Source organism: Qipengyuania psychrotolerans (assembly GCF_019711355.1).
GTDB classification, from domain to species: Bacteria; Pseudomonadota; Alphaproteobacteria; order Sphingomonadales; family Sphingomonadaceae; genus Qipengyuania; species Qipengyuania psychrotolerans.
The window spans coordinates 2,571,274-2,597,383 of the sequence record NZ_CP081297.1 but is presented as its reverse complement, the minus strand read 5'-3'; the positions used below and the strand labels follow the sequence as shown (position 1 = coordinate 2,597,383).

The following is a 26,110-nucleotide window of genomic DNA, read 5'->3' as shown; positions in this document are numbered from 1 at the left end:
TCGCGTAATACTTCGATGTCTGATGCAACGATAGGGGCGGGCTTAGGCTTCTCCCGCGCTTGCGGCAAGACGGCCCGGACCGCAATCACGGCATATCGAGTTGGCCTTCCAGCCGCGGATCACGGGCACTCGTCCAGGTGCCTACCTGACGCAGAACTGCCCCGGCCTTAACCGGAGCGGGCCGGGTCAGCAGTTCAGAATGACCAAGCGCGCGGAATGCGTCGGCACTGGTCTCGAGCCAGGTTCCCTCTTCGATCAGGACGCGTTCGCCAAAGGCCATGATGAACGGCAAGCCCATGGCATCATGCGCCGAAAGCCCGAAATCGATCACGCCGATGACGCTGCGTGCGGTCTGAACCGGGATGGTGCTGCCGCCTGCCGCGCCAACCGCCATGAACGGGCGGCCCTGAGGGTCGTAGATCACGACCGGTGACATGGAGCTGCGCGGCCGCTTGCCGCCTTCGACCCGGTTCGCAACCAGCCTGCCGTCCACTTGGGGCGATCGGCTGAAATCGGTCAGTTCATTGTTGAGGTAGAAGCCGCCGGCCATCAATCCGGACCCGAAAGCGCCTTCGATCGTGGATGTATAGGAAATCATCGTGTCGTCGCCGTCGACCACGGCGAAGTGGGATGTGCCATGCTCTTCCGGCTCGTCCCCGTCGGCCTGGGCCAGCGGCGCACCGCTAGGACGTCCGGCTTCCACCGAGGCCAGACTACCCTGCGCAGAAATCAGCGCGCTGCGGCTGGCGAGGTAATTTTTGTCGATCAACCCTGCGACCGGGACCGAAACAAAATCCGCATCGGCAAGGTAAAGCTCGCGGTCGGCATAGGCGAGGCGCTGCGATTCCACGAACAGGTGCCAGGCGACCGGACTGGTAGCCCCCAAGGATGCAAGATCGAAGCGTTCGAGCTGGCCGATGATCTGAAGCACTGCGACGCCGCCGGACGTTGGCGGGCCCATCGCGCAGACGCGGTAGGCCCGGTAGGTCGAGCAGATCGCATCACGCTCCCTGGCTTGGTATCCCTCGATATCGCCAACAGTCATCGCGCCGTCACGCGGAGTTGCCGCGGCCACGATGGTGGCGATTTCCGCTGCGCGCGGGCCGGAATAAAACGCCTCGGGACCAGCTGCGGCAATGGATTCGAAAGTTCGCGCCAATTCCTCGTTCTTGATCAGCGTGCCTACCGGATGCGGATTGCCTTCGGCATCGAAGAACAGCTTGCGGCCCATATCGGTCAAAGCCGCACGATCCTTGGCGAGTTCGAGTGAAGTGTTCATCCGCGGGTTCACGTAAAAGCCGCCGCGGGCCAGTTCGATGGCCGGTGCGAACAATTCTTCCCACGCCAGCTTGCCGTGTTCGGCATGGGCCTTGGCGGCGAGGGCAATATTGCCCGGTACGCCGACGCTAAGCCCGCTGATCACGGATTCCATGAAGGGCGGCGCGCTGCCGTCTTCGTTGAGAAACCATTCCGGGGTCGCGCCTGCGGGGGCGGTTTCGCGGCCATCATAGCTGGTCGTGTTGCCGCTGGCATCGCCGCGCACCAGAAACCCGCCGCCGCCAATACCCGAGCTTTGCGGCTCGACCACGGTCAGCGCGAGCATGACCGCAATCGCCGCGTCCGCCGCGCTGCCGCCTCTGGCCAGAATGGCCTCTCCGGCTTCCTGCGCGCGCGGATCGGCGGCGCTAACCGCACCACCGCGTGTCAGATCGGCAGACGCCGCGCTCTGGATCGGCGCGGCCGAGTTGGGAGTGGAGGTGCAGCCGGTCAGGGCAAGAGCTGCAAGCGAAATGGAAATCAGTCGGTTCATGGCGCGCGACGCTATTCGCTTCCGACCGCCTCCGCAATCGATGAAAACCCGTCGCGCTTCATCAGTTTTTCCAGCCCGCGCAGGATCCGGCGCGGCAGGCCCGGGCCTTCATAGACCATGGCGCTGTAAAGCTGGACCAGGCTGGCGCCCGCGCGGATGCGCGCCCAGGCGTCTTCCGCGCTAGCAATTCCGCCGACCCCGACCAGTGGCATCTCGCCTCCGGTCGCCTTGCGGAAGTCGATGATCCGTTGCTGCGCGAGGCTGCGCAGGGGCGCTCCGGAAAGGCCGCCCGCCTCGCTGGCATGGCGCGATTTCAGCGGAGGGCGGCTGATTGTCGTATTGGAGACGATCAGCGCGCCGAGCCCGGCATCCACGGCGATCCGTGCAATGGCATCGATGTCGGCCGGTTCAAGATCAGGGGCAACCTTGAGAAACACCGGCGGGCCTTCATCTCCGCGCGCTTCCAGCACTGCATCGAGCAATCCGATCAATGCCTCCTCATCCTGCAATGCACGCAGGCCCGGTGTATTGGGGCTGGAAATATTCACCGCGAGGTAGCTGGCATAAGGCGCCATCATCTGCGTCATCGCGGCATAATCGGCGACGCGGTCCGCGCTGTCCTTGTTCGCCCCGATATTGATTCCCAGCACGCCGCCGCGATGCTTCCGCGCTTCGAATCTTGCGCGCGCTTTTTCGCCGCCACCATTGTTGAACCCCATGCGATTGATGACCGCGCGATCTTCAACCAGGCGGAACAGGCGGGGCTTGGGATTGCCTTCCTGAGGGAGCGGCGTGATCGAACCGACTTCGGCGAAGCCAAATCCGAGCCCAAGCAGTTGGTCGGGCACTTCAGCATCTTTGTCGAAACCGGCGGCCATGCCCAGGGGATTGGGGAATGCGATGCCGGCAACCTGTGTCGCAAGCCGGCCTGACGAGCGGGCCGGGCTTACCGGCTTGGCCTTCAAGGCGGCGACCGTAAGTCGGTGAGCGCGTTCCGGATCAAGCGTGAAGAGGGCTGGGCGAAGCAGGTCGAAGATCATGGCCGCGAGCTATGAAGCAGGCCGCACCACCTGTCGAGCAAGGCAACAAGAGCGTTGTAAAAAACCGCCAAAATGTGCGGGAGGCAGGGGGGGTGTCGCATGTATACAATCTAATTTTGCGCGAATCATTGTATCTAACTCCTGCGACCCGAAGGGCTCGGAGCAGCTTTGCAACGAGTTCTCAACTTTTAAGGGCGGCTCTTTATTGGGCCGCCCTTTTTTTGTCAGGCTGACGCGTTTGCAGGGTGTTCGGCTGTGATCACTCCCATGCGGACAGCTCGAGATGTAACTGCGATATTTGCTTGCTTGCCATCTCGCGGCTAAGATCCTGATCAGAGACCTGTTCAGGGCTTCAGGGGGACGCTGATTGGAAAACACGAACGGCGCGGCCAGCTTGCCTTATAGCTTTGAGTTCATCGAAGCGCCGGCAGACCTCAAACCTTACTTCAATTCGCTCTATATCTTTCGCGCCGACAAGAACGGTGTCGAAGACTGGCTGCCTGCCTATTCTGGCCAACTGGCGGTCGTGACCGAAGGCTATGCCACGATCGATCATGGCAAGAACGGTACGGGCCGCACCGGCGATGTGGTGCTGCAAGGCGCCCTGCTTGAGGCGCGGCAATTCCGTATCCACGGGCCAATGCTGATGCTGGGCGTTTCGCTCAACTTTCGCGGCTGGGCTGCCTTGACGGGGCTGCCGGTCAATGAAGCGCACGACTGCTTCGTCCCGCTCGAGAAGGTGTTTGCAGGCGAGCAGCTGGACAGGCTCAAGGCGCTTCCCGCTGCCATTCGCAGCGGCGATCTCGATGAACGCGAAGCGCTGGATGCGCTGGCCGATGTGGTCCGGCAAAGCCTTCGCGAACTGTCTGTCAGGCACGTGCAGGTCATCGACACCACGCTCCAATGGCTGTCATCGTCGTTAAAGCCGGACATCGATGAATTGCAGGATAAGCTTCCGTATTCCGAACGACAGGTTCAACGGCTCGTTACGCGGTTTTTCGGACAGCCGCCGGTTCGCTTGATCCGCCGCTACCGCGCTGTCCGGGCAGCCACGCTGCTGTCCTTTCCGGAACTGTCGCCAGAGCTGGAAGCCGAAATTCACGAAGCGTTTTATGATCAGGCGCACATGATCAAGGAAATCCGCGCTTTTACCGGGCGGACCCCGCGCCGCCTTGAAAAGAACACGGAGACGCCGGTAAAAGAGATGCTTGGTCCCGATGGCTATTCATCGGTCGATCTCTTCGGTGGCAGCCAGGACCGGCAACTGGACAAGAAACCCTGATCGCCACTTTCTGCTAACGACTCGCAACAAGTGGAAATCCGTTGAAACTGCGGGTTTGCAATCATAGGTGGCTAATCGGAGCGGATTCGTCCGATTTAAGATTATGCGCCTTTCGAACCTTGCAGATTACGCTGTCGTCACGATGAGCCAGGCAGCCCGCCATTGCGGCGGGGGCAGGGTCAGTGCGTCAGAACTTGCGGCCGAAACCGGCCTACCGGTCCCGACCGTGCAAAAGCTGGTCAGCAAGCTTGTTGGCGCTGGATTGCTGCGCTCCGTGCGCGGCTCTGGCGGCGGTTTGCAGCTTGCCCGCCCGGCTGCAGCGATCAGCCTTGCCGACATAGTGGAAGCGGTTGAGGGACCGATCGCGCTGACCGCCTGTGTCGAAGGGACAGGTTGTTCGGTCGACCATGATTGCCGGGTCAAACCTCATTGGCAGCTGGTGAACCAAGCGGTTCGCGGCGCCTTGGACGATATCAAACTGACGCAATTGGCGCAGGAAAAGGAACTCGCGTGAGCGAAGAAATCGACATTCAGGACCGTAAGGAAATGGACCTTCCCGAAACCGGTGGGCCCGTGACTGACCAGGATGCGCGCGATGCCGCCGACAAGGCAGCGGAGTACGAGCATGGCTGGTCATCCGACATTGAAACGGAATTCGCGGAAAAAGGCCTTACCGAGGACACCGTCCGCTTTATCTCGGGCAAGAAGGGCGAGCCAGAATGGATGCTCGACTGGCGTCTGAAGGCGTTCCGTCTGTGGCAAACCATGGAGGAGCCCGACTGGGCCAAGGTCGGCTATCCCAAGATCGACTATCAGGATGCCTTCTACTACGCCGCGCCGAAGAAGAAGATCGAACTCGACTCGCTCGATGATCTCGATCCCGAAATCAAGCGCGTCTACGACAAGCTCGGTATCCCCATCGGCGAGCAGGAAGTGCTCGCCGGGGTGAAGGGCGCGCGCAAGGTTGCCGTCGATGCCGTGTTCGACAGCGTCAGCGTCGCCACCACATTCCGCGAAGAACTGAAGAAGGCGGGCGTCATCTTTCTGTCGATCAGCGAAGCGATCAAGGAATACCCCGAGCTGGTGAAAAAGTGGCTCGGCAAGGTTGTGCCGCAGAAGGACAATTTCTTCGCCACATTGAATTGCGCGGTCTTTTCGGATGGCACCTTTGTCTATGTGCCCGAAGGCGTACGCTGCCCGATGGAGCTTTCCACCTATTTCCGCATCAATGCGGAAAACACTGGCCAGTTCGAACGCACGCTGATCGTTGCCGAAAAGGGCAGCTATGTCAGCTATCTGGAAGGTTGCACCGCGCCGATGCGCGATGAAAACCAGCTTCACGCCGCCGTGGTCGAATTGGTCGCGATGGAGGACGCCGAGATCAAGTATTCGACCGTCCAGAACTGGTATCCGGGCAATTCCGAAGGCGTCGGCGGGATCTACAATTTCGTCACCAAGCGCGGCCTGTGCCAGGGCGCCCGCTCCAAGATTAGCTGGACGCAGGTTGAAACCGGCAGCGCGGTGACGTGGAAATACCCGTCCTGCGTGCTGAATGGCGAAGACAGCGTGGGCGAGTTCTACTCGGTCGCGGTCACGAACAATTACCAGCAGGCCGATACCGGCACCAAGATGATCCATAACGGCAAGGGCAGCCGTTCGACGATCATCTCCAAGGGTATTTCGGCGGGCAAGTCGAACAACACCTATCGCGGCCGCGTGGCCGTGGCAGCCAATGCCGACAATGTGCGCAACTTTACCCAGTGCGACAGCTTGCTACTGGGCGATAAATGCGGCGCGCATACCGTACCCTATATCGAGGTGAAGAACCCCAGCGCCCAGATCGAGCACGAGGCCACCACCAGCAAGATTTCCGATGACCAGCTGTTCTACGCGATGCAACGCGGCCTGGACGAGGAAGAGGCCGTGGCGCTGATCGTCAACGGCTTCGCCAAGGACGTGCTGAAGGAACTGCCGATGGAGTTCGCCGTCGAAGCGCAGAAACTTCTGGCGATCTCGCTTGAGGGGAGTGTCGGGTGAGGTACGCTCTGTTCGGTTTGGCCCTCGTTGGCATTACAACTACGCTCTATGTTTGGGCGGTCACCGCAATTTGGGCCGGACACATTGTTCTGATACCGCCGTATTCGTCCGAGGCGCCAAGCGAATTTTGGACATGGCTCACTGCTATTTGGGCTCCTCCACTTTTTTCCGCATTAACGATTGGGCTTCTGCTGCGCAGCCGCAAGATGAGTACAAATGACTGACCGCAAGACACTTCAACTCCCCGACCCTTCGGAAACGGCGGACGACGCCCCTTCGATCAAGAAGAAGGGCCGCGGCTGGGAAATCTCGGACAAGCGCCTCGATGCCTTGCATGAGCAGGCGCGCGAAATGCGGCGCTTCTCGTCAGACGCGCACAAGGCGCTGGCAGAGCGTTTCGCCAAGGCCGACATGGGCCGCTACAGCTTCACCCGCCATGCGGTGGTCGGCAGCGCGATCGTCGATTTCAATTGCCACCCGCTCGGCATGGCGATCTCTATTGACGAGGAAGGCCAGAACGACGCGCTGGCCAAGCGCCGCGACAAGAGCCTGGAGACCGTCGGCATCCGGGTAATGCGCATCGCTGCCAAGGACATCCTGGAAAACATGGATGCCGTGCTTGAACGCATCACACTCGGCATGCGCGCGCGCATCGCCGACAAGGGTGAAGCGCGGCGGCGTCACAACGCCGAAAACCCGCGTCAATCCAAGCCAAGATATGACCGCGACGGGAACGGCCCCTCGCGCAGGAGCTGATGGAACCGATGACAATCACCATCGCCGTGTTCGCCGAAATGCTGAAGAAAGACCACAATGCTGAAAATTGAAAACCTGACCGCCGAAATCGACGGCAAGACCATTCTCAATGGCCTGAACCTCGAAGTGGCTGCGGGCGAAATTCACGCCATCATGGGGCCGAACGGTGCGGGCAAGTCGACGCTGTCCTATGTTCTGGGCGGCCGCCCGGGCTATGAAGTGACCGGGGGTTCGGTGACCTTCCGCGGGCAGGACTTGCTTGGCCTGGAACCGCACGAACGCGCGGCTGCCGGCCTGTTTCTCGGGTTCCAGTATCCGGTTGAAATTCCCGGTGTCTCCAACGTCCAGTTCCTGCGCGAAGCGCTCAACTCGCAGCGCAAGGCGCGCGGCGAAGAAGCGCTCAGCGGCGGCGAGTTCTTGAAGCTCGCCAAGGAAAAGGCCGCTCTGCTGAAGCTCGATATGGACATGCTCAAGCGCCATGTGAACGTCGGCTTCTCCGGCGGCGAGAAGAAGCGTGCAGAGATGGTCCAGATGGGCATTCTCGATCCTGCATTCGCTGTCCTGGATGAGACCGATAGCGGCCTCGACATCGACGCGCTGCGTGTGGTTGGCGACGGAATCAATGCCATCATGCGCGATGCGCACAAGGGCGTGTTGCTGATCACTCACTATCAGCGCCTGCTCGAGGTGGTGAAGCCGGACAAGGTTTCGATCCTCAGCAAGGGTCGCATCGTGAAGACTGGCGGCGCAGAACTGGCAATTCGCCTCGAGAACGAAGGCTATGACGCAGTGATGGCGGAGCCTGCATGACCCAGGACCTTGCCTTCCCGACCCGCAAGGACGAGGCGTGGCGCTATTCGGACACCGATGCGCTGGCCGGCATGGACCTCGGGACATTCGACAAGTGGCGCGACATCGAAGTCGCTGCTGGCGAGACCGTGCGCGAAACGCTGGTCATCGCCGATGACGCTTCGGATACCGGCGGCGTCGAACTCCGCCGCCTGCGCGTAAAGATCGGCAAGGGTGCTCGGTTCGAATTGTTCGGCGTCATCGCGAGCGCGAAGCTGGGCCGTATTGAAGTGGTCGTGATGCTGGCCGAAGGCGCGCATTTCGAGATGGGTGGAATCACGGTCGGCGGGCGCGATACTACGCGCGAATTCGTAACCCGCGTCGCCCATGAAGAACCAAACGCGACAAGCAACCAGATCGTGCGCAGCGTGCACTGGGGCAGGGGCACCGGCAACTTCCTTGGCCGGATCGACGTGGTGCGCGACGCGCAGAAGACCGATGCCGCGCAAAGCTTCAAGGGCCTGCTGCTGGAAAAGGGCGCGAGCGTGAATGCCGTGCCGCAGCTCGAAATCTACGCCGACGACGTGAAGTGCGAACACGGCGCCAGCGTCGGGCAAATGGACGAAAATGCGCGCTTCTACATGGCTGCGCGCGGTCTTTCGCCCGAAGCATCACGGCGCTTGCTGGTGCAGGCGTTCATTGGCGATGCGTTGGTGGAACTGGATGACGAAGAACAGCAGGAGCGCCTGCTCCGCACTGCGCTCGACAAGTTGGACAAGCATCTGTGAGCGAGGCGGTAATTCTTTCCCCCGACGCTGATAAGAAGGCGGATTTTCCGGGTCTTTTGACCCCGGAAGGCGCCCCTTGGCATTACCTCGACACTGCAGCGACTGCACAAAAGCCGCAGGCGGTTATCGATGCCATAAGCCGCGCACTTGGCAAGGATTACGCCACGGTTCACCGCGGCGTTTACGCTCGCTCGGCCCAGATGACCCAAGGTTATGAAGCGGCCCGGGACCGGGTCGCTCGGTTCATGGGCGCCAAATCGGCCGACGAGATCGTTTTCGTGCGCGGCGCGACCGAGGCGATTAACCTGGTTGCCGCTACGTGGGGCATGACACGCCTTTCCGCAGGCGACCGGATCGTGCTTTCGGTGCTTGAGCATCATTCGAACATCGTGCCCTGGCAGATGGTGGCCGAACGGACCGGCGCTCAAATCGACGTTTGCCCGCTGACGGACGATGGCCGCATCGATCTGGGTGCACTGGAGGCCTTGATCGGCCCCCGCACGCGCCTCGTATCGCTGGCACATGTATCGAACGTGCTTGGCAGCGTACTCGACGCGCGCAAGGCTGCCGATCTCGCCCATTCGGTGGGCGCCAAGATCATGCTCGACGGCTGTCAGGCCGCCCCTCGGATGATACTCGACATGGCGGCTCTCGATTGCGACTTCTATGCCTTTTCCGGCCACAAGATCTACGGACCAACCGGCATCGGCGTATTGTGGGCGCGCGAAGAACTGCTGGAATCCATGCCGCCGTGGCAAGGCGGCGGCGCGATGATCGACAAGGTCAGTTTCCAAGGCACGACCTATGCCCCGCCGCCGCAGCGGTTCGAGGCGGGTACGCCGATGATCACCGAAGCCATCGCGCTGCATGCCGCGATCGATTACGTCGACGCACTGGGCCCTGACCGCCTGTTTGCACATGAAGCGGAACTGGCACGCAAGCTGCGCGAAGAACTGCGCCGGACAAACGCAGTGACGCTGTTCGGCCCGGAAGAAAGCGCCGGAATCGTCTCCTTTGCACTTGAAGGGGTGCATCCGCACGACCTCGGCACCATATTGGACGAAGAAAACGTCGCAATCCGTGCCGGTCACCACTGCGCACAGCCCTTGATGGAACATCTCGGCGTCCCGGCAACGGCCCGGGCCAGCTTTGGCCTCTATAGCGACGAAAACGACATTGCCGCCCTGATGCGCGGTATCGAAAGGACCCGGAGGATCTTCGGATGAACGAACACAGCACTGATATCAGCGATGGCAAGGACTTCATCGCCGCACCCTCTCCCGCCGATACGGTCGTGGGCAAGCCGCCGCGCGCGCGTGTTTCGGATGCGGTCGATCCCGACGAAGGCGCAACCGAGAGCCCGCGCGAAACGATGGAACGCAAGCGCGACTATCTCGAAGGTTTCTTGCAGAAGAAGCCTGAAGCGGTCAGCGCAACAGGCGTTGGCGGCGAGCTGCAGCAGGATGTGATCGACGCGCTCAAGGAAATCTACGATCCGGAAATTCCGGTGAACATTTACGACCTTGGCCTGATTTACGGCGTCGAAGTTTCCGACGAAGCGGACGTTGTTGTCAGCATGACGCTGACTACGCCGAATTGTCCGGTTGCCGAAACCATGCCCGGCGAAGTCGAACTGCGTGCGGCCAGCGTTCCGGGCGTCCGCGATGCTGAAGTCATCCTTGTCTGGGACCCGCCGTGGGATCCGCAAAAGATGACCGACGAAGCGCGCCTCGAATTGGGGATGCTGTGATGGCTGACACCAAGACCCGTCCTGCGCCCAAGGCCGCAGTTATCCTGACCCAAGGCGCCGAGCAGCGCATTGCCGATTTGATGGCCAAGGCACCGCAAGATGCGATCGGCGTGAAATTGTCGACCCCGCGCCGCGGATGCTCGGGCCTCGCGTATTCAGTCGACTATGTCACCGAAGAAACCAAATTCGACGAAAAGATCGAGACGCCTGGCGGTGTGTTCTACATCGACGGGGCCAGCGTGCTCTATCTGATCGGAAGCACGATGGACTGGGTGGAAGATGATTTCTCAGCCGGATTCGTTTTCGAGAACCCCAACGCCAAGGGTGCTTGTGGCTGCGGCGAGAGTTTCATGGTATAAAACGTTCATGGAAGAGCGCGAAATAGCCAGGCTGCTTGCCGCATTGCATGGGCCGGAACGCCGGCTCATGCAGCGCATCGCGAGCAGATGGCGTCGTAGGCCCCCCGAAGCGGGTTTGCCCGTTCCAGCGATCTCAACCAGAGGTCCGCTGCCGAAACAGGGTGGTGCCGAGGCTCCACTGCTTTTCGACTAATTCAACCCTCGGCGAGGAAATCCAGCAGGGCCTGTTCGTATTCGTCGACCTGCCCATCGGCATGGATCTTGCCGTCAAGCCAGGCCTGTTCAGCCGAATCGACCCGCCGAGCATCAAGAGCCCGTGCTTCCATCGCGGGAGCAGCCTCGCGCTTGCCGAAAACCTGACCGAAGACATTGGGCGAGGCCTTTGCCATGCGCCCGACAAAGCGGCCTACGCTGCGCGAAGTGTCCGCCATGAAGATGTCCAGCTCGGCGGCGCGTTCTCGGCTGATCTGGGCGTTCGGCAGATGGTATCCCTGCAAATAATTCCCCACGCCCTGAACGAACAATTGCTTCCATTCCGGAGCGTTGTCGGCACCAAGCGTTGCATCCTTGAGCCTGAACAGCAGGTCGGCCTCGTTGCGGCCTACTGCGCCCGGACGGTCGCTCGCAGGCGCGAAAATCGCGCGGCGCAGGAGGTTCGCCTCGGCCGCGTTGACGTTGCCTTTTTCAAGCTGCCCGCCATCGCGAGTGGGGCCGGTTCCTTCGAGGACGGCGTGTTCCATCCGGTCGATGACCCAATCCTTCATGCTCTGCGGGACGTTGCGCGCACGCTCGAAGATTTTCATGACCAGCTCGCACTCGGCCATCGAGCCCAGCACCCCGTCATGGTCGATCCTGCCCTTGAGCCATTCCGCGTTTTCGTCGCTGACATACCCTTTGGGTTCGAGTTGCATGACCGTGAAAACGCTGAGCGCTTCGACAAAGAAATCGGTCCACTCCGGCCCGCGCTCGGCAAGCTTGTCGTTGAGCGAAAAGATCGCTTCAGCTTCGGATTTCGAGATGATTCCGTCTGGCCAGCATTCGCGGCGCAGCTGGAGAACTTCATCTGCGGCGACTTTACCGTCAGCCGCGGCGTGTTCGGCAATTTTGTCGAATTGCGTGCTCATAATTCCTGGTCCCCCTGAATGGACCGGTATTTCTTAGAATTTCGGCGTTAATTTCGTCTTACCAGCCGATTGAACCTACCTTCGCAGGGCGGCGACGCAAGCGGCCCGGTCAACATCAAGGGAATCGCTTGAACGCCGGGCAGCGACATAGGTCGCACTGGGCTCGGCTCCCGGTCTCAGGGGGTAAAGGTAGATATCGAGGACGCAGGCCGATCCCGTGAATTGCAGCTTCATCGCGTCACCTTCCTTCACTTCGAGCCGCGGGGGACCGAAAATGTTCGCGAGAGCGGTGGCGTTCTTGCCGATAACGCCTTCGAGCCCCGGCAAGTTCATTACTTTCGGCGCACGGAAGGCGCCGGTGGACGGTGCAGCGCGTACAGGATCCTGCGGGGGCGGTGCGGTGATGACCGGGCGCGGCGGCGCGGTGGAGGTCGGCGCAGGTGCACTGACGCATGCAGACAGGCTGGTCGCTGCCAGTGTCAGGGTTACCAGCCTACGCATTCGCCGTTCTCCCGCGGTGGACCATGTGGGTTGCGCTCGCCGCGCCCAGTATCGGTGCAAGCAGATTGGCGAAAGGCACAAGCAGTATTGCCGCAACCGCTCCGCCGAGCAGGAAGCGCCTGCCGGGCGCGATCGGCGCAATTTCGTTCGCGTCCTGCCGGTGGCGCAGCCAGACCATGTCCTGAAGTTCGCGCCCCAACAGCCATGCATTGACTGCCCAGAACAACACCGCAGTGCCAATGCCGGTCACCAGCAGCAGGATCGCGAACGGCAGTGCCGCCAGATTGACCAGCAGTGCACGTGTGGTCGAGCGGACGCTGTTGGCAAGCTCCTGCCGAAACGGCAGGCCCGCGATGCTGGCGGCATGGGGGTAATGCTTTGCCTCGACCGCACGAACGATTTCGTCAGCGAAGAATTGCAGCACGAACAGCGCCACGAAGCGAAACAGGAGCCAGCCGCCGATCACGGCGACTGCGACTGCGACGACGCCAGCTACTGTGCCGCTGTAGTTGGCGGGAAGGCTATCGCTGATCCACCGATCAATTCCCAGATCCAGTGCCCACCAGAGCACTGCGCCCAGCGCGACAAATATCGCCAGCGTGACAAGCACGCTCTTCACCAGCACCTTCATGATGGCCGGATCGTACAATTGGCCAAATGCCAGGGAGAATGCGCGGGGGAGCGAGATCATCAGGCGCGAGGGATTGCGCAGGAGATGGCGCGAAGTCAACGCTACCCTTGGCCAATGCCCGACGAAACGCTAACGGCGCCCGACACAACGTTTTTCACGCTCCGGAGTATACATGACCAAGCCCCGTTACGACGTCATCGCGATTGGTAATGCCATCGTCGATGTCATGGCCCCCTGTAAGGACGAACTGATCGAGGAGTTGGGCCTTGCGAAGGGCGGAATGACGCTGGTCGATACGCCGCGCGCCCGGGAACTCTACGATGCGATGGGCCGGGCGACCGAGATTTCCGGCGGTTCTGCGGCGAACACCTTGGCGGGCATGTCCTCGCTCGGCGCGCAGTGTGCTTTTGTCGGGCAGGTCGCGCAGGACCAGCTGGGCGAGATTTTCAGCCATGATATCCGTGCGGTCGGCATCGATTTCGATACCGCGCCGCGCGCCGGTGATCCGCCGACCGCCCGCTGCCTGATCTTCGTCACGCCCGACGGAGAGCGGACGATGAACACGTTTCTTGGTGCAAGTCAGTACCTGCCGTCTGCCGCGCTCGATGACGAACTGATCGCCAGCGCCAGCATCCTGTACCTCGAAGGGTATCTGTGGGACCCCGAAGAGCCGCGCAGCGCAATGCGCCGCGCTATGGAAGTGGCCCGCGCTGCTGGCCGCAAGGTTGCCTTCACGGCCAGCGAAAGCTTCGTGATCGACCGCCATGGCGACGATTTCCGCGCCATGATCCAGGATGGCCTGATCGACATCATGTTCGTCAATGAACATGAATTGGCGACGCTGACGGGCACTGACGATTTTGATGCCGGGATCGACATGATCAAGGACAACGTCCCCGTCCTCGTCGCCACCCGAAGCGCGAACGGCGCTGTGGGTATTGCGGGCGGCGAACGCGTCGAAATCGCAGCCGAGCCGGTCGAGCGTGTGGTCGATACGACTGGCGCAGGCGACTTGTTTGCAGCTGGTTTCCTGACCGGCCACGCACGCGGCGAAAGCCTCGAGATCTGTCTGCGCATGGGCGCGATCTGCGCTGCAGAGATTATCAGCCACATCGGCGCACGCAGCGAGAAAGACCTGAAGGCGCTGGTGGCCGAAAAGCTCGGCTGAAAAAGCGGCGCTGGCCGGCGCGGAATTTATCCGTGCCGTTCGCGCCGCACCTCGCGCTGGCCGATGTCGCGCCGGCAGAATCCTTCCGCGAAATCGATCTTGTCGACGGCGGCATAGGCATTGCGCTGGGCTTCACTGGCGCTGCTTCCGCGCGCGGTGACGTTCAGCACGCGGCCGCCGCTGGCGACCAGTCTGCCGTTTTCGAGTTTCGTCCCGGCGTGAAAGACCTTGGCGCCTTCTGCCTCGGCGTCGCGAAGGTCGATCAGGCCGCCCTTCTTGGGCGTTCCGGGATAGCCATCAGCCGCCATCACGACGGTGAGGGCAAATCCGTCCGCCATGCGCGGCGCTTCGATTTCACCGAGCCGCTCCTGAGCACAAGCAAGCATGATCTCGACGAGATCGCTTTCGAGCCGCATCATCAGCACCTGGCATTCAGGATCACCAAAGCGGACATTGTATTCGATCAGCTGCGGCCCCTCGGCTGTCAGCATCAGGCCGGCATAGAGCACGCCGGAATAGGGCATGCCTTCCTTGCGCATGGTGTTGACCGTCGGTTCGAGTATCTCACGCATCACCTGCTCGCGGAGCTGCGCAGTGAGCACTGGCGCCGGCGAATATGCGCCCATGCCGCCGGTATTGGGTCCGGTATCGCCTTCGCCCACGCGCTTGTGGTCCTGTGCACTGCCGAAGGGGACGATTGTCTTGCCATCGGTCAGGGCGAAGAAACTTGCCTCCTCACCGACGAGGAACTGTTCGATCACGACTTCGCTGCCGGCGCTGCCGAACTTGCCGTCGAACATTTCCGACAAGGCGTGCTGCGCCTCTTCCCGCGTTTCCGCGATCACGACACCCTTCCCGGCAGCAAGGCCATCAGCCTTGAGCACGAAGGGCGGGTCGAATTTCTTCAGCGCACCCCAGGCCGCCTCGAGCGAAGTGCAGCGAACGAACCGCGCCGTGGGAATATCGGCGCGCTCGCACAATTCCTTGGTGAAGCTCTTGCTGCCTTCAAGCTGCGCTGCCGCTTTCGAAGGGCCGAACACCGGGAAGCCCGCAGCGCGCAAATCGTCTGCCAGGCCATCGACCAGCGGCGCCTCGGGACCGATAACGACCAGCCCAATCGAATTGTCGCGGCAGAATTGCTCTACGCCGGCATGGTCCGACGCGTCGAGCGCGACACTTTCCGCGCATTCTGCCATGCCGGGATTGCCCGGGCTCGCCCACAGCTTGTCGCACATGGGCGATTGCGCCAGTTTCCAAGCCAGCGCATGTTCGCGCCCGCCGCCGCCCAGCAAAAGGATATTCATGCCCGCCGATTTCCCGTCAAACCCAGAAGAAGACAGCTTGGTAGCGAAGGGCCGCGCCGGGGACAACGCTGCCCCGCTTTCGATCAGCGAGATTTCTTCGCTCCTGAAGCGGGCCGTGGAAGACCAGTTCGGATTTGTGCGCCTGCGCGGCGAGTTGTCCGGCGTGAAACGTGCAGCCTCGGGTCACCTGTATTGCGCCCTCAAGGACGAGAAGGCTGTCATCGATGGCGTGATGTGGCGCGGCAATACGCAGCGCTTGCCATTCCAGCCGGAAGATGGCCTGGAGGTCGTCGCATCAGGCAAGCTGACGACCTATCCAGGGCGCTCCAAGTACCAGATCGTAATCGAGCGGATGGAGTTGGCAGGCGAAGGTGCGCTGCTGGCTCTGCTCGAAAAGACCAAGGCGCGGCTGACAGCAGAAGGGCTTTTCGACGAAGGGCGCAAGCGTGCCCTGCCATTCCTGCCGCGAACGATCGGGGTGGTGACGTCCCCCACAGGCGCGGTGATTCGCGACATCTTGCACCGGTTGGCGGACCGGTTTCCGAGCCGCGTAATCGTGTGGCCCGTGCTGGTGCAGGGCAAGGGTGCAGCAGATCAGGTGGCAGCCGCAGTGCGCGGGTTCTCGGGCCTGCCAGCAGGCCATCCCGACCGTCCTGACCTGGTGATCGTGGCACGTGGCGGCGGCTCGATCGAGGATCTGTGGAGCTTCAACGAAGAAGCTGTCGTCCGCGCCATCGCCGAATGCTCGATGCCGACGATCAGCGCTGTGGGTCACGAGACCGATACGACGCTGGCCGATTTTGCCGCCGACCGCCGCGCTCCGACGCCGACGGCGGCCGCAGAAATGGCCGTCCCGGTTCGCGCCGAACTCGCGGCGACACTGGCGGACTTCGGCGCGCGCAAGGAGCGCGCGATCCTGCGGCCCGTACAGCTTGGCCGCGAGCGGCTGGAGGCGCGGGTGCAGCGGCTTCCCGGCCCTGCGGCGCTGCTTCAGCCACCGGCGCAGGCTCTCGACGACCTGTCGGACCGTCTGCGGCGTGGTTTGACCGATCGGACAGCGCGGGGCCGCGAAAAGCTGGGCAAGTTGCGATTGCCCCCGGCGATACTCGAACGCGGCCTTCGCGAGGCCACTCGTTCGCTTGAAAGCATACGCCTGATGCCCTCGATGGTGGAACGCCGCTTGGCAGAGAAACGCGCGCGCCTCGGCGCACTTGAGCGGGTCATGCGCTCGCTCGATCCGGACGCCGTCTTGCAGCGCGGCTATGCACGGGTTCTGGGTCCTGATGGACATACGCTGACGTCCCAGACGGAGGCGTCGAAAGAGGCGGCTCTGACGCTGAAGTTCCGCGACGGCGATCTCGCGGTCACCACGGACAAGTCCAGGGCAGCGCCGCCAGCGCCTCGATCAAAGCCCAAGTCGAAACCGGCGGGAGCGCCGCCAACGCAAGATGATTTGTTTGGCTAGGTTCCAGATGCTATGGAAACTTCCATGCTGATGAACAAGAATTCCGACCGCGCTTCGGGCGAGGCCAAGCTGCACTATGGACCCAATGGCTTTCGCGTATTGCGCGCTGGTCAGCATGTGTTCTGCGCCTCATCGGGCGTTCCGATTGCCCTCGATGAACTACGCTACTGGTCGGTGGAGTTCCAGGAGCCCTATGCAACCCCGCAGCTTGCGACAGAGCGCCTCAAACCGTGAATCCAGGCCGGGTCGCACCGCTCATCCTATTCCTCACTGGCGCATGTGTCGCCTCGCCGGCCGCAGAAACTGACACGTCAGTCGTGGCAGCTGAAACCGTGCAGCCGATTCGCGCTGAACCCGAACCGCCCCCTTCTGCGATGGTTGCCATACCTGATCCGCAGCCCGCACGCCCCGCGCTCTTCACGTTCGATGGCGAACTGAAACAAGGCGGCTGGATAAGAGGGACGGTTCCCGGCGGCAGCGAGACGGCAAAACTGGGCGAGACCGAACTGGCGTTCGATGAGGAAGGTCGCTTCTTTGCCGCATTCGACCGCGACGAAGGGGCGCAAGCTGTCTTGTCGGCGCAGCTGCCTGATGGGCGCGTCATCGAAAGCCCGCTCGCGATTGCGCCGCGCGACTGGAATATCGAACGGGTCAATGTCGCCATGCGCGGGGGGCGGTCTTCGGAAAGCTTCATGCAGCGCCGACGCCCCGAGCTGGAGGCGATCTGGAACGCCCGCCAGCAAGCGACACAGAGCATGGGCTGGCGGCAGACATTCGTATGGCCCGTCACCGGCCGCATTTCCGGCCGGTTCGGGTCGCAGCGGATCTATCGCGGAGAGCCGGGAAGTTATCATTCCGGGCTCGATATCGCAGGCGGTGACGGCACAACTTATGTTGCACCGGCGGACGGGACCGTTGTGCTGGCGGAACCGGACTTCAGCCTCGAGGGGCAGCTGCTCATCATCGATCACGGCCAGGGCCTGAATAGCGCCTTCCTGCATTCATCCGAGCTATTCGTGCGCGAGGGTCAGAGAGTAAAACAAGGGCAACCCATCGGGCGTATCGGATCATCGGGCAGGGCCACTGGACCTCATTTGCACTGGAGCCTGAAATGGCGCAATTCGAGGCTCGACCCGCTCCTTTTCCTGCCGCCAATGCCTTGACCCTGGCAGTTTTTGCTTGGCTTGGCTTAGGACCTGCCTGCCCATGAGAAAGAAGCGCATCTTCCTGCTGGCGGCGGTGGCGCTGGGTCTTGCACCGGGCACGTTCGTCCGCAGCGAAGTCACGTTCGACTATAACTCACCGGTCACCATCCGGGCGCTCGGCTTCGAACCCGCCGACAGCGGCCCGCTGTCCCTTGCCGGCGTGTGGCAGATTGCCAGCCTCAATGACCATGTCGGCGGATATTCCGCGCTTGTCGCGCTGGACAACGACACATTCTTGGCCGCCAGCGATGCGGGGCGCCTCCTCGAGATTCCGCGGCCGGACCGCTCCGACGCGGCCCCTCGCCTCGAAAAGTTCAGCAGATTCCGCGATGCGAAGTGGATGAAGGTCGATGTCGAAGCGCTCGCGCGGGATCCTGGCACCGGGCAACTCTGGATCGCAATCGAATCGCTCAATCGCATCGTGCGATTTGGTAAGCAGCGCAGTCGCGGTGTTGTGCGGTCGCCGAAGCAAATGGCAGACTGGCCAGAAAATGCCGGGCCCGAATCGATGGTGCGCCTTGCTGACGGGCGGTTCATTATCATAGCGGAGGCAGGAGGAGAGAACGGGCGACATTCCGCCCTGCTTTATGCCCGCGATCCGGTGCTTGGCGGAAAGGCCATCAAATTTACCGTGGAGGGAGAGGGCGGCTATAACCCTTCCGACGCCACTCAAATGCCAGACGGACGCATTCTCGTGATCCTGCGCGCTGTCGAGTTGGGCTTCCCCATCCACTTCCCGGTCAAGTTGGCGGTATTCGATCCTGGCGAGATCGCCGAGAAAGAAGTTGTCAAACTTGACCAGCTGGCGCGGATCGATACGCCTTTCCCATCCGAAAATTATGAGGGCGTGCTGGTGACGCAGGAAGCCGGAGGCGACTGGTCGGTCTGGCTCATCGCGGATGACAATTTCAGCCGCTTCCAGCGCACGCTCCTGCTTAAGCTGGACTGGAAACGCGGCCCCGGGACACGGCAAAAGGCGCGCAGGTAAGCCCCGCGCGCCTTTGCAATTTCGTCAGGATAGCCAGCGCCTGGGCGCGGCCGGAATTATGCGGCTTCGGCTTCAGCCGCAGCTTTCTTCAGCTCGCGCTTAACCTTGAGCGCGTTGGCCGACAGCTTGTCGTCCTTGGTCTTGAGCAGCCAGTTGTCGAGACCGCCATTGTGCTCAACTGAACGCAGTCCGTGCGTCGAAACGCGGAACTTGAAGCTGCGATCAAGCTTTTCGCTGATCAGCGTAACGTTCTGGAGATTCGGCAGGAAAACCCGCTTGGTCTTGTTGTTGGCGTGGCTCACATTGTGGCCGGTCTGGCGGCCCTTGCCGGTGAGTTCGCAAATGCGCGACATGATGTGTCTCTCGTTCAAATGGGCGGGCGAGTTCCCTTGACCGCAATTACGGGTCGGGGGCTCATTATTCCCGGAAAGCGGCGCGCATAGCGGTGAGGGTACGAATCGTCAAGCACCCAAAGCCGCGCGCACAGCGGAGATTGCGCTGCAACAGGGGCGCGTATAGCGAGGATGCAGTATGACCGCCTGGACCCTCCCGCAACCCATGCAGCGCGCGCTCGAGCTTGCCGCGGCATCCGCCGATTCGGGTGAGGTGCCGGTTGGGGCCGTCATCACCCGGAACGGCGAGATCATTGCCGAGGCTCACAACGCGCCGCGCGAAACGTGCGACCCGACCGCGCATGCGGAAATCCTCGCGATTCGCAAGGCGGCAGAGGCGCTTGGCCAAGAGCGGCTGGGCGAATGCGAATTATGGGTGACGCTTGAACCCTGTGCCATGTGTGCGGGCGCCATCGTCCACGCCCGTCTGGCGAAGGTGTATTACGGCGCGGGCGATCCCAAGGGCGGCGCAGTGGAGCACGGCGCGCGTGTCTTCGAGCAGAAGCAATGCCTTCACCGGCCCGAAGTCTATGCGGGAATTGGCGAGGCAAGGGCGGCGGAGATGCTGCGCGAGTTTTTCAAGGCGCGGCGGTAAGCGGTCAGTCTGCTAACGACCTGATAGTGGCCATCAGTCTTTAATTCGGTAACTATTCACCTGTGTCCGGGCGACCAAAAGTCAAACCAGTCCTTGCGCGAAATTTGCGCTACAATTGCTGCTCTTAACAAGAGCACCAACCAGGCCCACGCCAACAAATACGCTATCCAGACGAAATCGAACCACCGCTGAGCATCGGCCGCTTGAATCATAGAGACCGCACTATAGCCCAAGGCTACAACGCCAAAGACCGTGCTAGCAGCGAAGCTTCTTATAGGTCGATCGCTCCTCCATGCCCATATCGTCGCTTCTTCATTGTACCGGCGCAGACAAAGGTAGGCCAATCCCAATATTGCCGGTGCGGTAACAAAAGCGACAACAATGCTCGTACCGATTGGGATACTCAGACTGTCGCCGTTCATGCGCTCTGTTGCTGTCCATGTTTCAACTTCAGCGGTAAAATAGATTAAGCTGCACAGCGGTAGTCCCAATATTACAGCTATCACCAACAGCCAAATTGGCCATGCATGCTTTGGCATTTCGTCACTCCCAACCATTGGTTTTATGTTGGTTGCGCCCGACGTCAAAGTCATGATTAAAATATGAGTATTTTCTGACTACAGTGTTTTCTACCTTGTACGCAGTAACGCCATTCTAGAATTAGACGACGTCCGGTTCCCACCCAATTCCGGACACTCACGCAAGTCTCACAGCCCCCGCCAGATCTTGGCGCGTGTGCCGTCTTTTGCCCCGTACCGGTAGGTATCGCACGCTTTCGGCATGAAGCGGTCATCATAGCAAAGGCGCAGTTCCTCCAGCCAGCCCTTGCGGTCGAGATGAACGCCAACTGCTTCTTCGAACCAGCCCTCGTTGGCGTCGGCAAAGCGAGTGCGAATTGTGCCTGCGGTCAGCCCGTCTTCACGGCTGATGCGGATGAAGTCGGGCCACTGCAATCCATTGTAGAGGATGCGGGTCACGCGGAAATAGGTTGCCGGGTGGCGGGCCATGCAGCTGCCATGCTTGAGCCATTGGCGGGCCAGCAGCGAAGCGTCGGGGCTCATGCACAAATTGGGCTTGATCGCCTCGGCGCGGGCGGCGCTTTGCGCGCACCATTGCGGCCAGGTTCGCCCGCTGTTGGGCCACAGGCCGTGCACGGTAAAGCCGTAGCGGCCCTGCCTGCCCGAACACTGCCGCGCATGGCGGCGCTGGTCTTCGCGGAAGCGGCAGAACTCGGGCGACCAGCTTAGTGCCAGCGTATAGCCGGTGACGGGAAGCACGCGGCGTTCGCCGTCGGCGCGCACGTCGGGCGCCTCGAGGCGCGCAGGAATGTTACATTGGTAGGCCTGTGCCTGCGCCGCGCTGGCGGTAAGCGTGAGCGCGGCCCCAAGCGCAGTGGTCAGCTTACTCGGAATTATCGCCACCACGTTTTGCCGCAAACCATTCCTTCGCATCGCTCTGGAACAGGAAATAGGTGGCAGCTGCCAGCAGCACAGCCATTGCGACCTCGATCCCGATCGATGCGAGCGGGACGCTGCCCATCGCGGCGATGACCGATATGAGCAAATAGGCCGAAACGAGCGCAAGCAGCCATTTGAGCATTTCTATGCGCAAGCGCGAGATCAGGAACCAGAAGACCAGCGCCAGAAGCGTTACCAGACCAAGGCCCATAAGGACGCCCGCCGCGCCAAGCGAAGGCTGTCCCGCGAGGGCGGCTTCCGTTTCCGACAAATCAGTAATCGCATCAAGGTTGAGAACCACCGACAGGACGAGCGCAATCAGTGCTGCAAGATACAGCATGTCGAATTTCTTGATTGATGCAGGTCTCATTTCGCACTCCCCGATTGGTAAGACCGGGGAATGCCCCGAAACTACAGCGGGGTAAAGTCCAGTCCGACATCGGCAGCCGGTGCGCTCTGGGTTAACCGTCCGACTGAAACATAATTCACGCCGGTCGCGGCCTTGGCCTTGATCGTGTCCAGATTGATGCCGCCGCTTGCCTCGGTCGGGACGCGCCCTGCCACAAGTGCGACCGCTTCGCGAAGGGTTGCCGGCTCCATGTTGTCGAGCAGGAGGCGGGTCGCGCCTGCCTCCAGTGCGGGTTCAATCTGGTCGATGCGATCAACCTCGCAGATAATCTCTTTCACGCCGGCTGCGACCGCGCGGCGTACCGCTTCGCTGACGCTACCGGCGACAAGTACGTGGTTGTCCTTGATCATGGCTGCGTCCCACAAGCCCATGCGGTGGTTGGCGGCGCCGCCCATGCGCACTGCGTATTTTTCCAGGTGGCGCAGTCCGGGAATGGTCTTGCGGGTATCGAGCAGCGTGCAATCCGGATTGTCCATCGCGCGCACATATTCCGCGACCATGGTGGCGATGCCGGACAGATGCTGGACCGTGTTGAGCGCAGCGCGTTCGGCGGTCAGCATCGCGCGAGCATTGCCTTCGAGGCGCATGAGGTCGGTCCCGGGCGGGACGCTCGCGCCTTCTTCGACCAGCACTTCGATCTTCATATCGGGGTCGAGGGCGCGGAAGAAAGCTTCTGCGATCGGCAGCCCGGCGACATTTATCGCATCGCGCGTATCCATGACGCCCGCAAAGCGCGCATCGGCGGGGATGACGCTTTCGCTGGTCACGTCATGCCCGCCGCCGGAAAGTCCCTCGCCGAGATCCTCGGCAAGCGTTTCGCGGACGAACTGGGCGAGATCGAACCCGTCGAGTGTAAATGCCATCAGTGGACGAAGCGCGCTACGACGTCGCGGTAGGACCGCGAAACCTTAACTTCCGCCCCGCTGTCCAGCACGAGGAAGCATTCGCCATTCGTGTGCGGTTTAACCTGGCGCACCTGGTCGAGGTTCACGATGGTCGAACGGTGCACACGCTGGAACTTGCGCGGATCGAGACGCCGCTCGAGATCCTTCATCGTTTCGCGCAGAATGAGCGAATTATCGCCAGTGTAGATGCACATGTAGTCGCCGGCTGCTTCGATGTGCTCGATCGTGCCGACTTCGACGCGGAAGATCTGGCCGCGATCCTTTACGTTGATCAGCTTCTCGTAGCGCGCAGCTGCTTCGCCATCGTCGCTATCCATCGTTTCGACCGCTTCGGGCGCAACTTCGGAAAGAACGCCGCGCAAACGGTCGGCCTCGTCGGTGGATTTCTTCTCGGCCAGGCGCTGGCGGACGCGTTCGATCGTGTCGGCGAGCTTGTCTTCATCGACCGGCTTCATCAGGTAATTGACGGCATTGGCTTCGAACGCGCGGATGGCGTGTTCCTGGAATGCGGTGACGAACACGAACAGCGGCGGTTCGATTTCCATGACGCCCTGGACGACGGAAAAGCCGTCGAAGCCGGGCATCTGGATGTCGAGAAACACGAGGTCGGGTTTCAGCGTCTTGATTGCGCGGATGGCCTCGCGCCCGTTCTGGCAAGTCTCGATCACTTCGACATCTTCGAAGGGTTCGAGGCGCAGTTGCAGCCCCTGGATAGCGAGCTTCTCGTCGTCGACGAGGATCGTGCGGATAGTCATGGCTTGGTACTTACCTTTTGGGGGGCACTTGGGGAATTAACGGTTAACGCATTGGCTGGTTTCCCGCCGCCTGTCGCGCCCGCTGCGGCAGGCGGCTCTTCCTCGTCGGCGAGTTCGTGAGGAATCTCGATCAGCACGGTGAATCCGCCCGTTTCCGGCGAGCGTATCTCGAAGCGGTGATCGTCGCCATATGCCTGCGCGAGCCGGTCGCGAATGTTGGCCAGACCCACGCCCGTCGAATCGCGGCGCTTGTGGGTGGCCATCACAACCGGAAGGTCTTCGGCCACTCCGCCGACATCAACGCCTGGGCCAGTATCGGAAACGGTGATCCGTAACCGCGGCCCCACGATTTGAGCGAGAAGGGAAATCTCCGCGCCTTCTTCCTGCGGACTGACACCGTATTTGACTGCGTTTTCGATGAGCGGTTGCAGCAGCATCGAAGGAATTTGCGCCTTGGCGGCCAAGTCCTCGACCTTGAAATCGGTCTGCAGCCGTTCCTCGAACCGCATGCGCTCGATGCTGAGATAGAGCTGGAGCGTCTCGACTTCCTGGGCCACGCTGACCTTGCCGCCCGGCTGCGTGACCAGCGTATGCCGCAGAAAGCTGGAAAGGCGCGTCAGCATCGCGTTTGCCGGGGCGGTCTGTTTCAGCAGTACCAGCGTGCTGATCGAATTGAGCGTGTTGAACAGGAAATGGGGATTAAGCTGGTAACGCAGCATCGCCAGCTGAGCGCTCGTCGCCTGCGCTTCAAGCCGCTCGAGACGGTCCGTCTGCTCTTCCACCTGAAGGAAGAAGTTGATGGCGTAGTATAGCGCTGACCATGCACCAAGCAGCGTAAGGTCGAAGAAGTAGATGCCGACAAACAGGCTGACGAAATTGCCCGAGGCCGAGGTGCCCGCAACCTCCAGGACCCAGCTGTCGATGAATGCGTAAACCCCGGTCGCAAATGCGAGGATCGCTGCTGTCGCGCTCCAGGTGAAAAGCGGCTTCTGGGTGATCAGGTAATTGTAGACCACCGAGAGGATCAGGCTGAGCGAGAAACCGGTGATGGTCGCGATCAGGATGATGATCAGGCGGTCGGGCGGTTGGTCATTCGCCAATGCCGACATGATGCGCAGCATGGTCGCGCCGCCCCAGCCCAGCAGCTGGAGGTTCCAGAACGCCTGGTTCTTGTTCTCGAAGAACGGTGTAGGGCGGAAGGGCAATACGGCCATGCCCCTACCCTTTAGCCCATTTGCCGCGCGCAGCGCCAGCCGCTAGGATACGCGGCACAAGGCAGAGGAAGAGAGAGCACCGATGAACAAGCCGGAAAACCTGACCCATTCGATCGCGGAACGCGCAAAGTTTCGCGAGATGAAAGAAGGCACGCAGGAAGATTGGGCCCTGATCGGGTCGGAATACATGGCTTTTGCCAAGGACTTGCCCGACCGCGTGCTCGATCACCTCAAGCTTCTCGACGGCGATTTCGGCGGCTTTCCCGTGTGCCGTCTCGAGCATTCGCTCCAGACCGCGACTCGCGCGCACCGCGATGGGCGGGACGAGCAATATGTCGTCATGGCGCTGCTGCACGATATCGGCGACACGCTGGGCACCTACAACCATCCCGAAGTCGGGGCTTCGATCATCAAGCCGTTCGTGACGGAAGAGATCCACTGGATTTGTCAGAACCACGGTGCGTTTCAGGGTTACTACTACTTCCATCATCTCGGCATGGACCGCAACGTGCGGGACAATTTTCGCGACAATCCGCATTACCAGGCGTGCGCGGAATTTTGCGAAAAATATGATCAGGCCGCGTTCGATCCCGATTACGAGAGCGAAAGCCTGGAATTCTTCGAGCCGATGGTGCGCCGTGTCATGGCGAAGCCGCTTGCCTCGATGTACGCCAAGGCGCTCGAAGAATAGGCCCTAACTGCCGAGCGCGCTCGAAAGCCGATTGTAGCCGACGGCGCCCTCCATCACGTTGTCGCCTGCCACCCAGCTCGGTGTGCCGGTGAAGCCGAGCTGCTGGGCAAGGGACTGGTTTTTGGCCAGTTCGGCGGTCGCTTCTTCGGACGCACCGAATTCCCGCGCCGCGTCGAGATCTAGCCCGGCTTCCTCGGCAGCGATCAGGATGTTTTCCGCGGTTGGCGAACCCAGTTCGAACATCGCGTGATGGAAAGCGGCATATTTGCCCTGCTTTGCGGCGGCCAGCGCCATGCGGGCCGGCACGTCGCTGCCTTGGAAGATGGGCCATTCACGAATGACGACTCGAAGTTCAGGATCCTCGGAAATCAGCCGCTCCACGTCGGCCACGCTGACCCGGCAGTATCCGCAGGCATAATCGGTGAATTTGACGAGCGTGCGCGAACCTTCGGGATTGCCCAGCACGGCACCGGGAAAAGGTGCGCGGACATCGTCGGCGACCTGCGCCAGCTGGTCCTGGGATTGCTGTGACTGGTAGGCATCGGCCATTTCGGGCAGGATGTCGGGATTGGAAATCAGGTAATTGCGGGTCTGCTGATGACCAAAGCCGCTCAGCGACCAGATCCCTGCGCCTGCAAACCCAAATACGAGCGCGATGAGCGCCGTAACCAGATGCCGTGTCATATCTGTATTCC

General features: G+C 61.4%; 30 protein-coding genes. 16 read left to right on the top strand and 14 right to left on the bottom strand.

Going from position 1 to position 26,110, the window contains the following annotated elements; translation table 11 throughout:
- Positions 1-85: 85 nt before the first annotated feature.
- Positions 86-1,810, bottom strand: coding sequence for a gamma-glutamyltransferase (ggt, locus tag K3166_RS12625; RefSeq protein ID WP_221422549.1), 1,725 nt, complete (start codon positions 1,808-1,810; stop codon positions 86-88).
- An 11-nt stretch (positions 1,811-1,821) separates the two neighbouring features.
- Positions 1,822-2,850, bottom strand: coding sequence for a quinone-dependent dihydroorotate dehydrogenase (locus K3166_RS12620; RefSeq protein WP_221422548.1), 1,029 nt, complete (start codon positions 2,848-2,850; stop codon positions 1,822-1,824).
- 394 nt (positions 2,851-3,244) lie between these two features.
- On the opposite strand from K3166_RS12620, the gene K3166_RS12615 reads away from it, so the two are divergent.
- From K3166_RS12615 to K3166_RS12575, 9 genes are all read left to right on the top strand, one after another.
- Complete coding sequence (locus K3166_RS12615; RefSeq protein ID WP_221422547.1) at positions 3,245-4,132, top strand: helix-turn-helix domain-containing protein; 888 nt, start codon at positions 3,245-3,247, stop codon at positions 4,130-4,132.
- A 103-nt stretch (positions 4,133-4,235) separates the two neighbouring features.
- Positions 4,236-4,646, top strand: coding sequence for an SUF system Fe-S cluster assembly regulator (locus tag K3166_RS12610; RefSeq protein ID WP_221422546.1), 411 nt, complete (start codon positions 4,236-4,238; stop codon positions 4,644-4,646).
- Positions 4,647-4,678: 32 nt separating this feature from the next.
- Positions 4,679-6,169 (top strand): Fe-S cluster assembly protein SufB, encoded by a 1,491-nt coding sequence (gene sufB, locus K3166_RS12605; protein WP_221424114.1) that lies wholly within the window; start codon positions 4,679-4,681, stop codon positions 6,167-6,169.
- 216 nt (positions 6,170-6,385) lie between these two features.
- Positions 6,386-6,925 carry an endonuclease domain-containing protein gene (locus K3166_RS12600; RefSeq protein ID WP_221422545.1) on the top strand — a complete coding sequence of 180 codons (540 nt, stop codon included), beginning with the start codon at positions 6,386-6,388 and terminating at the stop codon, positions 6,923-6,925.
- 57 nt (positions 6,926-6,982) lie between these two features.
- Entirely contained in the window at positions 6,983-7,735 is a 753-nt protein-coding gene (gene sufC, locus K3166_RS12595; protein ID WP_221422544.1) for a Fe-S cluster assembly ATPase SufC, read from the top strand.
- Entirely contained in the window at positions 7,732-8,502 is a 771-nt protein-coding gene (locus K3166_RS12590; protein ID WP_221422543.1) for a SufD family Fe-S cluster assembly protein, read from the top strand. The genes sufC and K3166_RS12590 overlap by 4 nt, the downstream gene beginning before the upstream one ends.
- Entirely contained in the window at positions 8,499-9,728 is a 1,230-nt protein-coding gene (locus K3166_RS12585) for an aminotransferase class V-fold PLP-dependent enzyme (protein WP_221422542.1), read from the top strand. The genes K3166_RS12590 and K3166_RS12585 overlap by 4 nt, the downstream gene beginning before the upstream one ends.
- Complete coding sequence (locus K3166_RS12580) at positions 9,725-10,252, top strand: SUF system Fe-S cluster assembly protein (RefSeq protein WP_221422541.1); 528 nt, start codon at positions 9,725-9,727, stop codon at positions 10,250-10,252. Before K3166_RS12585 ends, K3166_RS12580 begins: the two co-directional genes overlap by 4 nt.
- Positions 10,252-10,611, top strand: coding sequence for a HesB/IscA family protein (locus tag K3166_RS12575; protein WP_221422540.1), 360 nt, complete (start codon positions 10,252-10,254; stop codon positions 10,609-10,611). Before K3166_RS12580 ends, K3166_RS12575 begins: the two co-directional genes overlap by 1 nt.
- A gap of 194 nt (positions 10,612-10,805) precedes the next feature.
- Here K3166_RS12575 and K3166_RS12570 read toward each other — a convergent pair whose 3' ends face one another.
- The 3 genes from K3166_RS12570 to K3166_RS12560 all read right to left on the bottom strand — a co-directional run bounded on the left by K3166_RS12570 (position 10,806) and on the right by K3166_RS12560 (position 12,927).
- Positions 10,806-11,735 carry a hypothetical protein gene (locus tag K3166_RS12570; protein WP_221422539.1) on the bottom strand — a complete coding sequence of 310 codons (930 nt, stop codon included), beginning with the start codon at positions 11,733-11,735 and terminating at the stop codon, positions 10,806-10,808.
- 75 nt (positions 11,736-11,810) lie between these two features.
- Positions 11,811-12,236 (bottom strand): hypothetical protein, encoded by a 426-nt coding sequence (locus tag K3166_RS12565; RefSeq protein ID WP_221422538.1) that lies wholly within the window; start codon positions 12,234-12,236, stop codon positions 11,811-11,813.
- Positions 12,229-12,927 (bottom strand): EI24 domain-containing protein, encoded by a 699-nt coding sequence (locus K3166_RS12560; RefSeq protein ID WP_221422537.1) that lies wholly within the window; start codon positions 12,925-12,927, stop codon positions 12,229-12,231. Before K3166_RS12560 ends, K3166_RS12565 begins: the two co-directional genes overlap by 8 nt.
- 112 nt (positions 12,928-13,039) lie before the next feature.
- On the opposite strand from K3166_RS12560, the gene K3166_RS12555 reads away from it, so the two are divergent.
- A complete protein-coding gene (locus K3166_RS12555; RefSeq protein WP_221422536.1) occupies positions 13,040-14,035 on the top strand; it encodes an adenosine kinase in 996 nt (331 codons plus the stop codon).
- A gap of 26 nt (positions 14,036-14,061) precedes the next feature.
- Here the strand turns inward: K3166_RS12555 and purD are convergent, their stop codons facing one another.
- Complete coding sequence (gene purD, locus K3166_RS12550; protein WP_221422535.1) at positions 14,062-15,339, bottom strand: phosphoribosylamine--glycine ligase; 1,278 nt, start codon at positions 15,337-15,339, stop codon at positions 14,062-14,064.
- On the opposite strand from purD, the gene xseA reads away from it, so the two are divergent.
- The 4 genes from xseA to K3166_RS12530 all read left to right on the top strand — a co-directional run bounded on the left by xseA (position 15,338) and on the right by K3166_RS12530 (position 18,997).
- Positions 15,338-16,804 carry an exodeoxyribonuclease VII large subunit gene (gene xseA, locus K3166_RS12545; RefSeq protein WP_221422534.1) on the top strand — a complete coding sequence of 489 codons (1,467 nt, stop codon included), beginning with the start codon at positions 15,338-15,340 and terminating at the stop codon, positions 16,802-16,804. The two genes, purD and xseA, sit on opposite strands and share 2 nt — an antisense overlap.
- Positions 16,805-16,828: 24 nt before the next feature.
- A complete protein-coding gene (locus K3166_RS12540) occupies positions 16,829-17,038 on the top strand; it encodes a DUF2093 domain-containing protein (RefSeq protein ID WP_221424113.1) in 210 nt (69 codons plus the stop codon).
- An 83-nt stretch (positions 17,039-17,121) separates the two neighbouring features.
- The gene (locus K3166_RS12535; protein WP_247714650.1) at positions 17,122-17,967 is read left to right on the top strand and encodes a M23 family metallopeptidase; all 846 of its coding nucleotides are present in this window, start codon (positions 17,122-17,124) and stop codon (positions 17,965-17,967) included.
- Between the two features lie 43 nt (positions 17,968-18,010).
- Entirely contained in the window at positions 18,011-18,997 is a 987-nt protein-coding gene (locus K3166_RS12530; RefSeq protein ID WP_221422533.1) for an esterase-like activity of phytase family protein, read from the top strand.
- A gap of 56 nt (positions 18,998-19,053) precedes the next feature.
- On the opposite strand, the gene rpmB is transcribed toward K3166_RS12530, so the two are convergent.
- Complete coding sequence (gene rpmB / locus K3166_RS12525; protein ID WP_221422532.1) at positions 19,054-19,350, bottom strand: 50S ribosomal protein L28; 297 nt, start codon at positions 19,348-19,350, stop codon at positions 19,054-19,056.
- Positions 19,351-19,528: 178 nt separating this feature from the next.
- On the opposite strand from rpmB, the gene K3166_RS12520 reads away from it, so the two are divergent.
- Positions 19,529-19,984, top strand: coding sequence for a nucleoside deaminase (locus K3166_RS12520; RefSeq protein ID WP_221422531.1), 456 nt, complete (start codon positions 19,529-19,531; stop codon positions 19,982-19,984).
- A gap of 56 nt (positions 19,985-20,040) precedes the next feature.
- On the opposite strand, the gene K3166_RS12515 is transcribed toward K3166_RS12520, so the two are convergent.
- The 6 genes from K3166_RS12515 to K3166_RS12490 all read right to left on the bottom strand — a co-directional run bounded on the left by K3166_RS12515 (position 20,041) and on the right by K3166_RS12490 (position 24,724).
- Positions 20,041-20,523, bottom strand: coding sequence for a hypothetical protein (locus tag K3166_RS12515; protein WP_221422530.1), 483 nt, complete (start codon positions 20,521-20,523; stop codon positions 20,041-20,043).
- A gap of 168 nt (positions 20,524-20,691) precedes the next feature.
- The gene (locus K3166_RS12510) at positions 20,692-21,408 is read right to left on the bottom strand and encodes a ribonuclease T2 family protein (RefSeq protein ID WP_247714649.1); all 717 of its coding nucleotides are present in this window, start codon (positions 21,406-21,408) and stop codon (positions 20,692-20,694) included.
- The gene (locus tag K3166_RS12505; RefSeq protein ID WP_221422528.1) at positions 21,386-21,811 is read right to left on the bottom strand and encodes a hypothetical protein; all 426 of its coding nucleotides are present in this window, start codon (positions 21,809-21,811) and stop codon (positions 21,386-21,388) included. The genes K3166_RS12510 and K3166_RS12505 overlap by 23 nt, the downstream gene beginning before the upstream one ends.
- A gap of 41 nt (positions 21,812-21,852) precedes the next feature.
- Positions 21,853-22,713, bottom strand: a complete 861-nt coding sequence (gene nadC / locus K3166_RS12500) for a carboxylating nicotinate-nucleotide diphosphorylase (protein ID WP_221422527.1) — start codon at positions 22,711-22,713, stop codon at positions 21,853-21,855.
- On the bottom strand, positions 22,713-23,510 hold the full coding sequence (locus tag K3166_RS12495) for a LytR/AlgR family response regulator transcription factor (RefSeq protein ID WP_221422526.1): 798 nt from the start codon (positions 23,508-23,510) through the stop codon (positions 22,713-22,715). Before K3166_RS12495 ends, nadC begins: the two co-directional genes overlap by 1 nt.
- Positions 23,507-24,724 carry a sensor histidine kinase gene (locus K3166_RS12490; protein WP_221422525.1) on the bottom strand — a complete coding sequence of 406 codons (1,218 nt, stop codon included), beginning with the start codon at positions 24,722-24,724 and terminating at the stop codon, positions 23,507-23,509. The genes K3166_RS12495 and K3166_RS12490 overlap by 4 nt, the downstream gene beginning before the upstream one ends.
- A gap of 82 nt (positions 24,725-24,806) precedes the next feature.
- Between K3166_RS12490 and K3166_RS12485 the strand changes: the two genes are divergently transcribed.
- Entirely contained in the window at positions 24,807-25,415 is a 609-nt protein-coding gene (locus K3166_RS12485; RefSeq protein ID WP_221422524.1) for an HD domain-containing protein, read from the top strand.
- A gap of 3 nt (positions 25,416-25,418) precedes the next feature.
- On the opposite strand, the gene K3166_RS12480 is transcribed toward K3166_RS12485, so the two are convergent.
- Complete coding sequence (locus tag K3166_RS12480; protein ID WP_221422523.1) at positions 25,419-26,099, bottom strand: DsbA family protein; 681 nt, start codon at positions 26,097-26,099, stop codon at positions 25,419-25,421.
- Between the last annotated feature and the right edge of the window lie 11 nt (positions 26,100-26,110).

Coding starts and splice junctions, on each gene's coding strand:
- ggt (WP_221422549.1), bottom strand. CDS start 1,810: ATGAACCGACTGATTTCCATTTCGCTTGCAGCTCTTGCCCTGACCGGC.
- K3166_RS12620 (WP_221422548.1), bottom strand. CDS start 2,850: ATGATCTTCGACCTGCTTCGCCCAGCCCTCTTCACGCTTGATCCGGAA.
- K3166_RS12610 (WP_221422546.1), top strand. CDS start 4,236: ATGCGCCTTTCGAACCTTGCAGATTACGCTGTCGTCACGATGAGCCAG.
- sufB (WP_221424114.1), top strand. CDS start 4,679: ATGGACCTTCCCGAAACCGGTGGGCCCGTGACTGACCAGGATGCGCGC.
- K3166_RS12600 (WP_221422545.1), top strand. CDS start 6,386: ATGACTGACCGCAAGACACTTCAACTCCCCGACCCTTCGGAAACGGCG.
- sufC (WP_221422544.1), top strand. CDS start 6,983: ATGCTGAAAATTGAAAACCTGACCGCCGAAATCGACGGCAAGACCATT.
- K3166_RS12590 (WP_221422543.1), top strand. CDS start 7,732: ATGACCCAGGACCTTGCCTTCCCGACCCGCAAGGACGAGGCGTGGCGC.
- K3166_RS12580 (WP_221422541.1), top strand. CDS start 9,725: ATGAACGAACACAGCACTGATATCAGCGATGGCAAGGACTTCATCGCC.
- K3166_RS12575 (WP_221422540.1), top strand. CDS start 10,252: ATGGCTGACACCAAGACCCGTCCTGCGCCCAAGGCCGCAGTTATCCTG.
- K3166_RS12570 (WP_221422539.1), bottom strand. CDS start 11,735: ATGAGCACGCAATTCGACAAAATTGCCGAACACGCCGCGGCTGACGGT.
- K3166_RS12565 (WP_221422538.1), bottom strand. CDS start 12,236: ATGCGTAGGCTGGTAACCCTGACACTGGCAGCGACCAGCCTGTCTGCA.
- K3166_RS12560 (WP_221422537.1), bottom strand. CDS start 12,927: ATGATCTCGCTCCCCCGCGCATTCTCCCTGGCATTTGGCCAATTGTAC.
- K3166_RS12555 (WP_221422536.1), top strand. CDS start 13,040: ATGACCAAGCCCCGTTACGACGTCATCGCGATTGGTAATGCCATCGTC.
- xseA (WP_221422534.1), top strand. CDS start 15,338: ATGCCCGCCGATTTCCCGTCAAACCCAGAAGAAGACAGCTTGGTAGCG.
- purD (WP_221422535.1), bottom strand. CDS start 15,339: ATGAATATCCTTTTGCTGGGCGGCGGCGGGCGCGAACATGCGCTGGCT.
- K3166_RS12540 (WP_221424113.1), top strand. CDS start 16,829: ATGCTGATGAACAAGAATTCCGACCGCGCTTCGGGCGAGGCCAAGCTG.
- K3166_RS12530 (WP_221422533.1), top strand. CDS start 18,011: ATGAGAAAGAAGCGCATCTTCCTGCTGGCGGCGGTGGCGCTGGGTCTT.
- rpmB (WP_221422532.1), bottom strand. CDS start 19,350: ATGTCGCGCATTTGCGAACTCACCGGCAAGGGCCGCCAGACCGGCCAC.
- K3166_RS12520 (WP_221422531.1), top strand. CDS start 19,529: ATGACCGCCTGGACCCTCCCGCAACCCATGCAGCGCGCGCTCGAGCTT.
- K3166_RS12515 (WP_221422530.1), bottom strand. CDS start 20,523: ATGCCAAAGCATGCATGGCCAATTTGGCTGTTGGTGATAGCTGTAATA.
- K3166_RS12505 (WP_221422528.1), bottom strand. CDS start 21,811: ATGAGACCTGCATCAATCAAGAAATTCGACATGCTGTATCTTGCAGCA.
- nadC (WP_221422527.1), bottom strand. CDS start 22,713: ATGGCATTTACACTCGACGGGTTCGATCTCGCCCAGTTCGTCCGCGAA.
- K3166_RS12495 (WP_221422526.1), bottom strand. CDS start 23,510: ATGACTATCCGCACGATCCTCGTCGACGACGAGAAGCTCGCTATCCAG.
- K3166_RS12490 (WP_221422525.1), bottom strand. CDS start 24,724: ATGGCCGTATTGCCCTTCCGCCCTACACCGTTCTTCGAGAACAAGAAC.
- K3166_RS12485 (WP_221422524.1), top strand. CDS start 24,807: ATGAACAAGCCGGAAAACCTGACCCATTCGATCGCGGAACGCGCAAAG.
- K3166_RS12480 (WP_221422523.1), bottom strand. CDS start 26,099: ATGACACGGCATCTGGTTACGGCGCTCATCGCGCTCGTATTTGGGTTT.